At 69.1% G+C, this 13546-nt stretch carries 12 protein-coding genes; 3 read left to right on the top strand and 9 right to left on the bottom strand.

Features of this window, described 5'->3' with window-relative positions; genetic code table 11:
• Window positions 1–10 precede the first annotated feature (10 nt).
• Window positions 11–1357, top strand: a complete 1347-nt coding sequence (locus CACI_RS31965) for a hypothetical protein (protein WP_015795033.1) — start codon at window positions 11–13, stop codon at window positions 1355–1357.
• Between the two features lie 360 nt (window positions 1358–1717).
• Complete coding sequence (locus CACI_RS31960; RefSeq protein WP_015795032.1) at window positions 1718–2428, top strand: hypothetical protein; 711 nt, start codon at window positions 1718–1720, stop codon at window positions 2426–2428.
• Window positions 2429–3794: 1366 nt separating this feature from the next.
• Here the strand turns inward: CACI_RS31960 and biuH are convergent.
• Together biuH and CACI_RS31950 are read right to left on the bottom strand one after the other, a co-directional pair.
• Window positions 3795–4520, bottom strand: coding sequence for a biuret amidohydrolase (gene biuH / locus CACI_RS31955; RefSeq protein ID WP_015795031.1), 726 nt, complete (start codon window positions 4518–4520; stop codon window positions 3795–3797).
• 14 nt (window positions 4521–4534) lie between these two features.
• Window positions 4535–5245, bottom strand: a complete 711-nt coding sequence (locus CACI_RS31950; protein ID WP_015795030.1) for a GntR family transcriptional regulator — start codon at window positions 5243–5245, stop codon at window positions 4535–4537.
• Window positions 5246–5372: 127 nt separating this feature from the next.
• Between CACI_RS31950 and CACI_RS31945 the strand changes: the two genes are divergently transcribed.
• Window positions 5373–6029, top strand: a complete 657-nt coding sequence (locus CACI_RS31945) for an alpha/beta fold hydrolase (protein WP_223297300.1) — start codon at window positions 5373–5375, stop codon at window positions 6027–6029.
• 23 nt (window positions 6030–6052) lie between these two features.
• Here the strand turns inward: CACI_RS31945 and CACI_RS31940 are convergent, their stop codons facing one another.
• The 7 genes from CACI_RS31940 to CACI_RS31910 form a co-directional block, all read right to left on the bottom strand.
• Entirely contained in the window at window positions 6053–7645 is a 1593-nt protein-coding gene (locus tag CACI_RS31940) for a xanthine/uracil/vitamin C permease (protein ID WP_015795028.1), read from the bottom strand.
• 218 nt (window positions 7646–7863) lie between these two features.
• Window positions 7864–8574, bottom strand: coding sequence for a cysteine hydrolase family protein (locus CACI_RS31935; protein ID WP_015795027.1), 711 nt, complete (start codon window positions 8572–8574; stop codon window positions 7864–7866).
• A gap of 691 nt (window positions 8575–9265) precedes the next feature.
• A complete protein-coding gene (locus CACI_RS31930; protein WP_015795025.1) occupies window positions 9266–10078 on the bottom strand; it encodes an urease accessory protein UreD in 813 nt (270 codons plus the stop codon).
• Window positions 10075–10755 carry an urease accessory protein UreG gene (gene ureG, locus CACI_RS31925; protein ID WP_015795024.1) on the bottom strand — a complete coding sequence of 227 codons (681 nt, stop codon included), beginning with the start codon at window positions 10753–10755 and terminating at the stop codon, window positions 10075–10077. Before ureG ends, CACI_RS31930 begins: the two co-directional genes overlap by 4 nt.
• 31 nt (window positions 10756–10786) lie before the next feature.
• The gene (locus CACI_RS31920; protein WP_015795023.1) at window positions 10787–11467 is read right to left on the bottom strand and encodes an urease accessory protein UreF; all 681 of its coding nucleotides are present in this window, start codon (window positions 11465–11467) and stop codon (window positions 10787–10789) included.
• Between the two features lie 11 nt (window positions 11468–11478).
• Window positions 11479–13212 (bottom strand): urease subunit alpha, encoded by a 1734-nt coding sequence (locus CACI_RS31915; protein ID WP_015795022.1) that lies wholly within the window; start codon window positions 13210–13212, stop codon window positions 11479–11481.
• Complete coding sequence (locus CACI_RS31910) at window positions 13205–13528, bottom strand: urease subunit beta (protein ID WP_041540569.1); 324 nt, start codon at window positions 13526–13528, stop codon at window positions 13205–13207. Before CACI_RS31910 ends, CACI_RS31915 begins: the two co-directional genes overlap by 8 nt.
• Window positions 13529–13546: the final 18 nt, after the last annotated feature.

Raw genomic sequence — 13546 nt, 5'->3', positions numbered from 1 at the left:
GGGACGCATCGTGCCGAGGATCGGATTCGAATGGCAGTTCAACGCCACTGATCTGACGTTCCAGGAGAGGAACGGCGGTCCGTGGGGTCTGATCACCGACATCCCGTCCAAGGGCCTGATCTTCCACTGGGCCAACCCCGGGGTGAAGATCGAGTCGGACTCGGGTGAGGTCGAGATCATCACCGATCCGGTGACGACGTGGGGTGCCATGGTGGGGCAGCTCGTACTCATCGGGGAGGTGTTGCTGGCGCTGGGGATGGCTCCGCCGGATTTCGGCAGCCTGCCGATGGGGCGGATCCGGACCTCCATGGAGCAGAGCTCGTTCGGTACCGGGCTGGGTATCGGGTCGAACGTGACCGGCGGCGGTATGGTCCGGCCGAAGCGTAAAGCGGCGAACGTCATCAAGTATCCGCAGCAGGTCAACCTCGACGCCGGCGGGCACATCCAGCTCCGGGACATCGTCGGCGTGCCGACCGTGGCCATCAACGAGTCCGACGACAAGAAGCTGCTGGCCTTCCTGCTGGCCGCGGACATCCACGATCCCGTCGACGTTGTCAACGACGTCGAGGTGCCCGCCACCAACTTCCGGAACGCCGGCGACCGGATCGCGGTCTTCGGAATGCACGACGGGGCGTACAACGGCGTTCCCCAGTGCACCATGGAGCGGCCGCTGAGCGACCTGACCGCGATGATCCGGCCGTTCAGCCCGCAAGCCGAGCAGAACGCTGCCCAGTGGCTGCACGGCCAGGGCGCGAGCCCGGAGCTCACCGGCTTCGTGACGATGCTCTACTACTACCGGGCGATGTTCGCCCAGCCCACCATCAGAACCATCGACGACGGCCCCAAGGCCGGGTTCGGCCTGCTCCCCCGGATGAACGTGCGGTCGGTGTACCAGGTGCTGCTTGACAACGCCGACCGGGGCATCTTCGACGCGCTGGTCGGCGCGCTGGCCCCGGCCGCCCGGAACGTCCCCATGTGCCCGCACGGCTACAAGGCCGGGGACACCGCGATCGTCAACACCCTCACCTGGGGCCAGTGGCTCGACTCGATCCGCCTCGGCGACGCCGGCGCCGGCATCCCGTCCCTGGACGACGACTTCGCCGGCATCGGCCCGCGCGGCGCGAACTACGACCGCCTGTCCCCGCCGCTGGGCTACCCCGCCCACACCCACCCGGCCCGCGCGACAGCCTGGTTCACCTATGCGATGGGCCGCGTCAACGCCGACCCGAACAACCCGGTGGTCCTGGTCGAGTACCGGGACGTGAGCGGCTTCGGCATCGGCGCGAACACCGCCTCGGCCAACTTCACGAACTTCGTCAAGGTCGCCGGGAACGCCGCGATAGCGGCAGGGCTGTGACGCCCGCCGCAGTAGAAGTTGTCGACGTGGATGCCGATGCGCAAACCGGTGGACTCGTCGATGGTGCAGGTGGAGCTGCCGGCGGCCTGGTCGGTGAAGGCCAGGAACCGGCCGGGGTGGCGTCCGGCGAACGGGTCGAAGGCTTCGGCGAAAACCGACATGGCCGAGTGGGCGGCGGTCCGGTCTATGGGGACGTCGACGACCTCGACGACGGTCCCGGGCGGGGTGTCGCCCGCGGCCCGCAGGACTTCGGCGTCCGCTGCGGCAAGCGGCTGCCATGTCATGAAGCCACGCACGAGGGACCACCTGAAGGTCCCGTACAGCCCTTCGCCTCCGGAACCGGGCCCGAACGATGTCCGCGTGGCCAAGTTCCTCGGCATCGGTTTGGAGAACCTGGCCGAGCTCGCAGACGTGATCGTGGACGACTTGGACGAGGTTCAAAAGGGCATCGGCTGGTGGAGCAGCTACACCGACCTCGGGACGAAGGAACGTGGTCCAGCAGACGACTTCAGCCCTGTGCGAGTGACGACCCACTTCTGCGGCGCGCTGCGAGCACTCGCCAGCGCACTGGACTGTCTGGGGGGCTGCCTTGTCGGAGTGCCCGGATTGCCGACAGACATCGTGAAGGCCGCCCTGTCCAGCGCCCGCGATCAACTGACGAAAGCAGCAAAATCCAACGTCCGCCAGGCGCAGCTCGCGAGCGATCTGAACGCGATTACCGCCGCTGCCGGCCCTGCCGGGTGGATGGAGTGGTTGATCGCGATGCGGAACACCGACGTCCATCGGGCTCGTCGGATCATGACTTGGGACATCGACATCGGTGCGGGCAACCTCGTCGAAGGGATCAACATGAAGCTGCCTCGATCCCCGGAGCTCACCGAGATCCAGGCATGTGTCTACGCTGGCGGCACGGTTCCAACCCACTTCGAAGCGCTGGCCGACGCCTTCCTTGACGATCTGACAGAGTCGGTCGTCACCTATCTTGACGGAGCTGCAAATCTACTCAAGGACCTGTGGGTCGAGCGAAAGCAGACAACCGCCCTAATCGAGCAGCCGGCGTCTCAGTGGTAAAGACAACGCGCTGCTGGTCTCAGCGACACCAACCTTCGGCGGCTATCCAAGTGCCTCGACGATCCGTGGAACGGTAATCGACCTTGCATTGAGCGACGAGATCCGCACCAGGCTGTTCTCGGCGGGCATCACCGAGGCTGCCGTCGGGGATCTTAAGCCATCGCCACAGGTCTGGCACTAGCTCAACTGCGTACCCGAACCGAGAGTGATCAGTTCGCCGTCTGGACGAAGTTCTTCACCGTGGCCTGGATGACGCCGCCGCCATCGCTGGCGTTGGCGATTCCGAACGGAGGAGAACTAGGCCGCCGCGTACGCCCCGGACAGGGCGTTCATGCAGGACCAGCTCTGGCTGGGGAAACCAGCGCCAAGTGATCGAGCAGCCACCGACGGCATTCGCTAGGTCGGGCAGGAGGCATGGTACTTGGTGCGGCCTCGGAGGCCGAGTTCAACTCTCCACGCCTTACGGATCAAACTGCTCAGCGAAACAGTCGAGACCTGTAAAGAATCGTCGAGCACGGATACAGTCCGAGAGTGGCAGTTCGTGTGAAGTTGGGGCTGCGCGCCCCAGTACCGTTCATCGTGCCGATGCCCGAATTAGAGGTCGGTGTAGACGACATCGGCCTTCGGCTCAAGCGCCAGTCACGGCGCGGAGAGGTCGGCCCCTTCATAATCACATCTAGAGTTTGCGGGCTTGCGCTTAATGGCCGCTCCAGCACAGCGTCGGGGACGAGGCCCAACATGCAACTATCGAGTGGCAAGCGGCAGCACCTGTGGATGCTACGCCCGAGTGGCGTACCACATGAGGTGCTTATCGTGAGCGCAAGTAACGGACTCGTACTTGATGCGACCAGGGATGACCACCAGCCGGTCATGTGGGAGGGGCATGGCGCTTCGTGGCAACGTTGGCGCCTGGAAGAGACTCCCGACGGTATCGGTTGCCTGATCCGTGACGTAGCTAGGGGCCACTACCTCATGGTCAACAAGAATGCAGTTCCCGGGTGGGAGCCATGGTTTAAGGATCGTGACCCGTGCCACGAGGGTCAAGAGTGGATCGTCGCCCAGCCGTTTAAGCCGCTGGTTCGTAAGGCCTAACGCTCTGGTCAGAACGAAGTCTGTGCGAAGTTGTTCACCGTGGCCTGAATGACGCCTGTGAACCGCACCGGGTTCGTGCCACACTTTTCCGTTTGACTGCCACGTCAGCGGCCCTCTGACCTGGCAGTCAAAGCCGTCGCCATGGTCTGAACCCGGGGCGCTTCACCTGGCCGGGGTTCACACGCCGGCCTGACTGTCCCCGAGGCCGGGCCCGACTCGTGAGCTGGGCGCAGCCGCTTTTACCGCTGCCCCGTCTTCTGCGCTCTCCCCGGGATCAGCCCATGTCGAGCGTCTTCAGGAGCGCCTCCGAGGACGCGACGGCTCCGAACACGCCGCCCTGCATCGTCACCATGCGCACCGCGGCCTCGTGGTTGGCCGGATCGGTGGCTCCGGTGCAGTCGGTCAGGAGCAGGCACTCATAGCCTCGGTCGTTGGCCTCGCGCATCGTCGTGTGAACGCAGACGTCCGTCGTGATGCCGGTCAGGACGATGTGGGTGATCCCGCGTGTGCGCAGCAGCAGGTCGAGGTCGGTGGCGTAGAAGGCGCCCTTTCCGGGCTTGTCGACGATCAGCTCGCCTTCCAGCGGCGCGGCCTCCGGGACGATCTGCCAGCCGGGCTCGCCCCGCACCAGGATGCGGCCGCAGGGCCCTGAATCGCCGATGCCCGCGCCGATCTGCCGCGAGCGCCATAGCTTGTTGGGCGGGCAGTCGGCGAGGTCGGCGCGGTGGCCCTCCCGCGTGTGGATCACGGTGAAGCCGAGGGCGCGAGCCGCGGCCAGGACGCGCGCGGTCGGGATGAGCGGGGCTCTGGTCAGGGCGAGGTCGTAGCCCATGGTGTCGACGTAGCCGCCGGGGCCGCAGAAGTCCGTCTGCCAGTCGATGCAGACGAGCGCGGTGGCCGCCGGGTTCAGGACACCGTCGTAGGGCCACGCGTACGGTTCGGCCGCGACGGTGCCATAGGTCCGAGGCGCCGTCTGGGGCGCCGCCTGAGCCTCGGTCATCGGTGTGCCTCTCTTCAGTCGAGGGTGGCCATCCGGGCGATGGCACGCAGGGCCCGCTCCTCGGCGATCTCCTTGGATTTCGCGAGGTGCGCGCGGAAGAGCTTCTCGGCGCCGGCCGGATCGTCGGCGGCGACGGCTTGGAGGATCCCGAGATGCTCGCCGATGGTCACCTCGATGCGGTCGTCGCTGAGGAAGTCGTGAATCCGGATCACTCGGATCCGCGCGTTGACCGACCGCAGCAGGTCGGCGACGACCTCGTTCCCGGCGGCCTGAGCGAGCCGGATGTGGAAGTCCTCGTCGGTGGTGACGAACTCGGCGTCGGCCGGAGGCGGATCGCGGCGCAGCGCCTCCCAGTCCTCGCGCAGCGCGTCCAACTTCCCGCGGTCGTGCGACGTACCGGCCTCCTCGGGTCGCCAGAGCGCGCCGATCTCCAGTGCTCGGCGCGCCTCGTAGAGGCAGGCGATGTCGTTCGGATCGGGAACCGCGGGACGGTAGCCGCCCTGCGCGTGCTGGCTGACGAGCCCTTCGCCGTGCAGGCGGATCAGCGCGTGCCGGACCGGCGTCCGCGACACCCCGAACATCGCCGCGAGCCGCTTCTCCGCCAGCTGCCGGGTCAGCGGGAACCCGCCGATCAGCAGCCGGTCGCGCAGCTGCCGGTAGGCGGACTCGCTGGGCGACATGTTCGACGGAGCGGGATCCTGAAGCGTATCCACGGCGGAATCCATGCCGCGATCCTCCACAGACGGCATGTCACGGCCGTTACCCAGGTGTTACTTCGGCATCAATCCCCGCCGTCCGACAGGGCCCTGACACACGCCGCGGCCTGCCGCCGCGCACTCTATGCTGATCGGCGTGCCCGCGCCGCGAGTGGTCCTCATCCACGGCGCCGCGACGACTGCGGCGGTCTGGAATCCAGTGCGCGAAGCCCTGTCGCGGACTCGGCCCGACATCAGGGTCGCGGCTCCGCAGCGGGCTTACAGCGGTGATCTGGACCTGGAGCTGGCGGCCCTGGCCGAGACGGCGGCGGGCGCGGTGGTGATCGGCGTGAGCGGCGGGGCGACCCTGGGCCTGGCCCTGATGGCGTCGGGCGTGCCGCTGGCCGGCGCGGTCCTGCACGAACCCGCGGTCGGGAGCCTCGTCCCCGGCCTCCTCGCGCACGTCGCGGCCGGGTACCAGGCGCGCGGCGTGCCGGGGTTCGGCGCGGCGTTGTACGGGCCGGCCTGGGACGCCTCGATGGCCCCGGCCGATCCCGAGGCGGTGGGACGCGACTTCGCCATGTTCCGCGCCTTCGAACCGGCGGTACCGGCGACCGTCCCAGCCCTCGGCCGGACGTCGACGACGGTCGGCGAGCTGTCGCCACCGGCCCGGCACGAAGCGGCGCGCGCCTTGAGCACCTTCACGGGCCTGCCATTCCAGGTGCTGGAGGGGTGCGGGCATGCGGTGCATCTGGAGCGACCGCTGCTGTTCGCGGCCGTCATCGGGCGGGCTGTGGGGGCCGAGGCGGGTTGAGCTCCGGCCCCGTCGGGGCACTGTCAGGCTGGTTCGGGGGCTGGCAGCGCCTCGTCGGGCGCGGGGACGCGTGCAGGCACCTTGCGGAAATGGAACAGGGTGCAGACGAGGGCGGCGAACGCGTAGCCGAGCGCCACCTCGCCGTTGACATCCCAGCCGACCTTCGCGCCGTGGATCAGTCCGACGAAGGCCAGGACGGCGCCGGCCGCGCAGTAGATCGCGGCTTTGAGGAACGCCCGGTCGATCAGGAAGACGACGATGGCCCCGAGGATGAGGCCCGCGAGCACGGCCCCGTCGCCGAGGTACATCAGGCCTTTGTAGATCACGCCCGCGCTGACCAGGGAGCTCTCTGGGACGGTGCCCGGCGTGGTGGCGGTCGGGGGGATGAGCTTGGCGCCCGAGGCGAAGTCGACGTTCTGGTAGCCGACGGCGGACAGGACGTCCGCCATCTGGCCCTGGGCCCAGGAGGCGACGTTGGGGATGATGGCGATCATGACGGCCGCGGCGTGGGCGCGGGGGACCGCCTGGAAGGCCTGGGCGCCGATGAGCAGGCCGATGTAGAGCAGGATCGGAACGATCGCCGGGAGCGGGAGTAGCGCGCCGAGGAGGCCGAACATGCCGGTGAAGCACAGGATCGCCACGACGATGCCGGAGGCCATGGAGTAGCTCGTGCGACCGCCGGCCTCCTTCCAGCCGGGGTGGCCGATGTAGACGGCCGGGGGGAAGGGGCTGCCCAGGGCGGCGCCGACGATGGCCCCGGTGCCGTCCGCGAGCAGGACGGATCGCAGGTTGTAGTCGTCGCCTGCGACCGAGGCGCTCTCCACGTTGGTCATGCCCTCGGTGAAGTTGTAGATGCCCAGCGGGATGGCCGTGGACAGCAGCGGCCCGATGTGGCTGATGCCCGTGAACAGCAGGTGGAACTGGAAGGTCGGCAACCCGATCGCGATGTCCTTGGCGGCGGCCGAGACGTCCGGGGCGGACATGAACCCGCCGGCCCAGCCGATGGCCGTGCCGACGAGCAGGGCCGCCAGGCCGACGGGGATGTTGCCGGGCAGGCGCAGGTTGGTGAAGAAGCCGATCAGGATGATCATGAGGACCGGCAGCGCGATCCAGGCCTGCTCCCACATCTGGCCGGCCGGCCGCATCGAGATGAAGGCCACCGAGATGCCGGCCAGCGTGCCGAGCAGCGCCGCCCGGGGCGTCCAGCGCCGGATGTACGGCCCGACGAACGCGCCGATCAGGACGATGACACCGATGACGAACGCCCAGGCCAGACCGGCCTCCCAGGCCCGCACCGGGTCATTCGTCGCCAGGTAGGTGGGAAGCATGATGACGAAGGTCACGATGAACATGTGCGGCACCGACGGCCCGTACGGCATCGCGGCGACGTCGTTCCGGTTCTCCCGGCGTGCCAGGCGCCGAGCGAGGTAGGTGTAGTACACGTTGCCGATCAGCAGCTCGACGCCGAGCGCCGGCAGGATCGTGTGGAACGTGTCGTGGCTGGAGATGCCCACGACGCCGATGACGAGTCCGGTGAGGACGAGCACGTTGACCAGGACGTTGAATCCGAGGCCGAAGAACGCGTTGGTGTCGCCGGGCACCCACCAGGGGAGCACGAGCGGGCGGGCCGGCCTCCGTGGTGGCGGCCGGGGCTGGGGTGACCGTGGACATGGCGGCTCCGTGGCTGGGGTTGGATGACCGGGCGTGCGGCGCGGTGTCGCGCCGAGATGCGGTGCTGCGCGGTGCGCGGTGCCAGACGGGGCGTGCTTGTGCTGTCCCGCGTCGCTCGTGGTGCCTTGCCGTGCCTGGCACTGGACGTTCGACGGCGGCAATTTCAGGAAGCTGTCGTGATGGCGTCCGCGCCGGCCGCGGATTCGAGGGCGGCCAGATAATCGGCGGAAGTCGCCGTCCACCCGAAGATGCCGCCCTGGGCCGCGATCATGGCCAGCGCGGCCTCCTGGAAGTCGGCGAAATACGAGCCGACGCAGTCGGAGAGCACCAGGCACTCGAAGCCGCGATCGTTCGCCTCACGGACCGTCGTATGGACGCACACCTCGGTGGTCACGCCGGTGACGATCAGCTGGGTGACCCCGAGCCCGCCAAGGATCTCCCCGAACGCGGTCGCGTAGAACGCCCCCTTGCCGGGCTTGTCGACGACTGGCTCACCGGGTGCGGGAGCCAACTCGTCAACGATGTCGTGGCCATACTCGCCACGGATGAGAATGCGCCCCTTCGGCCCCTGATCACCGATCCGCATCGACGGCGCGCCGCGGTTGAGCTTGCTCGGCGGGCAGTCGGACAGATCGGGCAGATGCCCCTCCCGCGTATGGATCACCGGCATACCGGACGCACGGGCGGCGGCGAGCACAGCTTGCAGCGGAGCGATGGTCTTGCGCAGCAGAGAGACGTCGTTGCCGAGCGACTCCCCGAACCCGCCGGGCTCGAGGAAGTCACGCTGCATGTCGATGAGGATGAGCGCGGCCGACCCGGGGTCGAGCGCGAACGGCGCCGGGCTGGCCGGAACCGAGACGGTCCGAGCGGTCATGACGAGGTCGTCGCCTGGGACATCGGGTCCTCCTGACGGGGAGTCGGCGGCACCGCCGGGTCGGCCGGTGCGCGGTGTTGCGATGACTGTCGGACAAGGTGTTTGCCGATGCGAGTCGCCGTCGTGAAGAACTGATTACTGAGGTATCCCATGGTGTATCCGGAACGGGATCCATGATCGGGGCGGGGGCGGGCACTTCCGGAATCGCCGGTTCGCGATGCCAGTGGTGGAACCCCTCTACGGGCACGACGGCCGCCGGTTCGCGTCGGCGCCTACACTGAGTCGCCACGAATCAGGGTTCTGGTGAAACGGCGACGCGAGGAGGGCGCTCAACGTGCCCGCGAGCGAGGGACGAGGCCCGGTGCAGGCCTCTGACAAGCAGGTGGACAAGGTATTCGAGATCGACGAGGTGTCCGGAGCCGGAACCGTCGTCAAGTGCATGGGCCGCACTTTCTCGGCCGTGGCAGCGGACGGCGAGGTCACGATCACCGACGTCACCGACATCACCCGTCCGGTTCGGCTCGGCCTTCACCGCTTCGGTATGCCGAAGCCAGTGAGTCACCGTTCGAGGGCGGATCGCCCGGTGGCGCTTGTTCGGCGCTCAAACCTGCCGATGTCGCCGACTCCCGGTTCCCGCAGGTCGGTACCGCCAAGGGGATGTGAGTCATGAGCGATGAAGCCGCACTGGTCATCAACCTGATCCTGCGACGGCCTGCGCGGGATACGCCGCAAGCGCAGGAAGGCGAAGGGCTGCGTTCCGGCTGAGGAGCCGTTGCAGACTGAGGGCGTCCGGTGCCAAGGCACTGATGACGGCTGCGGGTCCACCGAGCGGGAACACCGCGAGAGCGCCGTGGTCGTCGTCGCGGGGTTCGATGGTGAGCCGCTTGGCGGGTGGCACTCTGGTCCAGGCCGGATCAACGATCACGGTCGTGGAGCCGGCACGATCGGCTCCGACGACGGCGGGTCCGAGCGAACCGGGATGGGCCGGGCCGACAGCGAGCGTGTGGTCGAGCAGAGGGCGGCCGCCGCGGCGGACACGCAGACGAGTGACCACCGATCCGGGCTCCTCACCGTGCCGGCCGAGCAGCGTCTGTTCCTGCCAGATCAGGTGGGCGTCGTCGGTCATCTCGATGCTCACGGTCGTGCGGTGGCGGGCGCCGCGCGCGGCGATGAGCGGCTGGGCGCTCCAGTCGAGCGCGGCGCCGCTCTCGATACGTATCCTGATATCGAGGGTCGACTCACACGGCTGGGTTGCGGGCAGGGCGAGGGAGGCGGCGACGCTGCGGATCCGCACGCGGGCTCCCGGGCCGAGGTGGACACCGAGGTGCAGTTCGTCGCCGCCGATGGGTCCGGCGGCGCCAGCGACGAGGTGGACCTGGGCGGCGTCCGTCGTGCCGTCCCCCATGGTCTGGCGCAGCAATAAGGGGGCTTGCCCGGCGAGGGTGGCCAGACGGGTCGTGCCGTCAGAACGTGCCTCGGCGACCAGGCGCGCCGTCGCCTTCATGCCGGGGACCGGACAGTGCTCGCGCCGGCGCGGCGCTGGGCGATCAGAGCGGTGGTCCACGCCGCGACGTCGGCGGCGAGCGGGTCGGCGGCGAGCGACATGAGCACCGTGGGGCGTTCGGTTCCGTGCGCGTCGGTGCGCTGGCGCTTGGCGTCGCGGCGCATCACGTCGAGGTCCGCGTGGACCAGCTCTGCGAGGTCCGTCTTGTTGATCACCAGCAGATCGGAGGAGATGATGCCGGGGCCGCCCTTGCGAGGGACTTTGTCTCCGCCGGCGACGTCGATCACGAAGATCTGCCGGTCGATCAGGCCCTTGCTGAAGGTCGCGGTGAGGTTGTCTCCGCCGCTTTCGACGAGCACCAGGTCCAGGGGGGCGAAGCGCCGTTCGAGGGCTTCGACGGCTTCGAGGTTGGCCGAGATGTCGTCGCGGATCGCGGTGTGCGGACAACAGCCGGTCTCCACCGCGGAGATCCGTTCCGGTTCGAGCACGCCTTGGCGCAGCAGGATCTCGGCATCCTCACGGGTGTAGATGTCGTTGGTCACCACGGCCAGGGCGTAATCGTCGCGCAGTGCACGACACAGGGCTGCCACGAGGGCGGTCTTGCCCGAGCCGACGGGACCGCCGATGCCGATGCGGAGCGGTCCGCCGGTACGCGCGGCCCCCAGGGCGAAGCTCATGCCGGCTCCGGCCGCGCCTTCGTCAGGATATTTACGATGCAAAGAGACGCACCTCCCATGTGCTGTGATGTTCTGCCGAGATGTCCAGACGGGGTGCGCTGAACGATGGCAGTTCGCTGATCGGGCCGAGCGCGGCTTTCAGCGCCGCGTCAGCGGTGTCCTGGATGTGGGGTTCGAGCACGGCGAGCACCCGGGTGACCGCGTCGGGGTCGACGCCGAGGAGCCGGGTGGCGGCGTTCGCCGGACCGCTGACGGCGCCGAGTGCGCAGGCGAGCGCGGCGTCGTGCGCGCTGAGACCGGCGGTCACACCCGCCGCGCCGAAGGCGATCGGCTGGTGGGGGCCGTCCGGGTGCACGGCGGAAGCCGCGGCCAGAGCCGGGCCCGGCCAGCCCGCGCGGACCGCGCGCAGGAGTTGCCGGCCCAGCGTTCGGGACGCGCGGCGTTGCGCGGGCGAGGGGGTACGCGCCTCGTACTCGGCGTCGAGCTCGGCGAGCAGCGCGTCGTCCGGTCCGCGAGCCGCTTCGAGCGCCGCCGCCGAGAAGGCGGCTCCGGTCAGGCCGGTGGTGGTGAGCCGGCCGAGCAGGAAGGCGTGGAGGTCGCCCGGCTCGAGGACCCGCCCGGCGGCGACGGCGGCCTCCAGCCCGCCCGAGTGCGCGTGCGTGCCCGCGGGCAGGCGGCTGTCGGTCAGCATGAGCAGCGAGGCCAGGTTCACAGATGCCGGCCTCAGAACAGGAAGTAGCGCTGAGCCAGCGGCAGGATCTCGGCCGGAGCAGGCTCCACGGTCTCGCCGTCGATGCGCACGGTGAAGGTATCCGGGTCGACCTCGATCCGCGGTAGTGCGGTGTTCTCCGGCAGGTCCGCCTTCGTCAGCCGCCGTACATCCTTCTGCGCGACCAGCTCGCGCCGAACGCCGAGCCGTTCGGCGAGCCCGTCGCCGATCGCGGCCGGTGCGACGAAGGCAAGGCTGGTGGCAGCGGGGGCGTGACCGTACGCCCCGAACATCGGCCGGGGCAGCACCGGCTGCGGCGTCGGGATGGAGGCGTTGGCATCCCCCATCGCGGCCCACGCGATCGCACCGCCCTTGATCACCAGATGAGGACGTACCGCGAAGAAACGCGGGTCCCAGAGCACGAGGTCGGCGAGCTTGCCCGGTTCGACGGATCCGATCTCGGCGTCCATACCGTGAGCGACGGCCGGGCCGATCGTGTACTTGGCGACGTACCTGCGGGCGCGATGGTTGTCGGCGGCACCGTCGCCGGGCAGCGCGCCACGCCGGGCCTTCATGGCGTGCGCGGTCTGCCAGGTGCGGATGACGGTCTCGCCGATCCGGCCCATCGCTTGGGAGTCCGAGCCGATCATCGAGATCGCGCCGAGGTCGTGCAGGACGTCCTCGGCCGCGATCGTGGTCGGCCGGATGCGGGATTCGGCGAACGCCAGGTCCTCCGGGATCGCCGGCGACAGATGGTGGCACACCATCAGCATGTCCAGGTGCTCGTCGATGGTGTTGACGGTGTGCGGCCTGGTCGGATTCGTCGAGGCCGGAAGGAAGTTCGGCAGGCCGGCGACGGTGATGATATCCGGTGCGTGGCCACCGCCGGCTCCCTCCACGTGGTAGGCCTCGATCGTGCGCCCGGCGATCGCAGCCACCGTGCTCTCGACGAACCCGGCCTCGTTGAGCGTGTCGGTGTGGATGGACACCTGGGCGCCCGAGGCGTCCGCGACCCGCAGGCAGACGTCGATCGCGGCAGGCGTCGCGCCCCAGTCCTCGTGGATCTTGAATCCGGCCGCGCCCGCGCGCAGCTGCTCCCACAGGGCTTCCTCGTTGGTCGAGTTCCCCTTGCCCAGAAGCGCGAAGTTGACCGGCCACGGGTCCAGGGCCTCGAACATCCGGGCCAGATGCCAGGCGCCCGGAGTGACGGTCGTGGCCTTGCTGCCCTCAGCCGGTCCGGTGCCGCCGCCGATCAGGGTCGTGATGCCCGCCCCCAGCGCTTCGGTGATCGCTTGGGGGCAGATGAAGTGCACGTGTCCGTCGATGCCGCCGGCGGTGAGGATCCGGCCGTTGCCGGAGATCACCTCTGTGGACGGGCCGATCACCAGTGCCGGGTGCACGCCGTGCATCGTGTCCGGATTCCCGGCCTTGCCCAGCGCGACGATCCGGCCGTCCCGGATCCCGACGTCGGCCTTCACGACACCCCAGTGGTCCAGCACGACGGCGCCGGTGATCACGGTGTCCGGGCTGCCGGGAACGTCGCCGCGCCCGGTGCGGGCGAGGTGGGCCATGCCCATCGACTCGCGGATCACCTTCCCGCCGCCGAACACCGCTTCCTCGCCATATCCGGCGTGCGCGCACAGATCCCGCTCGACCTCGATGAAAAGGTTCGTGTCGGCGAGCCGGACGCTGTCGCCCACGGTCGGGCCGTACAGCGCCGCGTAACGCTGCCGGGACATTTCAGCCATCGAGCCTGCCCTCCCCGCGCGCGCCGCTGATCCCGCGCAGTCCGGTCACGACCCGCCGCCCGGCGATCGGAACCAGCGCGACCTCGCGGGCCAGGCCTGGTTCGAAGCGCACCGCGGTGCCCGCCGGGATGTCCAGACGCCGGCCCCAGGCGGCGCCGCGGTCGAATTCCAGGGCCGGGTTGGCCTCGGCCAGGTGGTAGTGCGAGCCGACCTGTACGGGCCGGTCGCCGGTGTTGAGCACGGTGAGCGTCGTACGCGGCGCCCCGGCGTTGAGTTCGATCGGCTCGGCGACGAGCCGGACCTCGCCGGGGGCCACACCCCCGGTCTGAAGCTG

The organism is Catenulispora acidiphila DSM 44928 (assembly GCF_000024025.1).
In the GTDB taxonomy this organism is placed as follows: Bacteria; Actinomycetota; Actinomycetes; order Streptomycetales; family Catenulisporaceae; genus Catenulispora; species Catenulispora acidiphila.
This window is presented reverse-complemented; position numbering and strand designations above follow the sequence as displayed.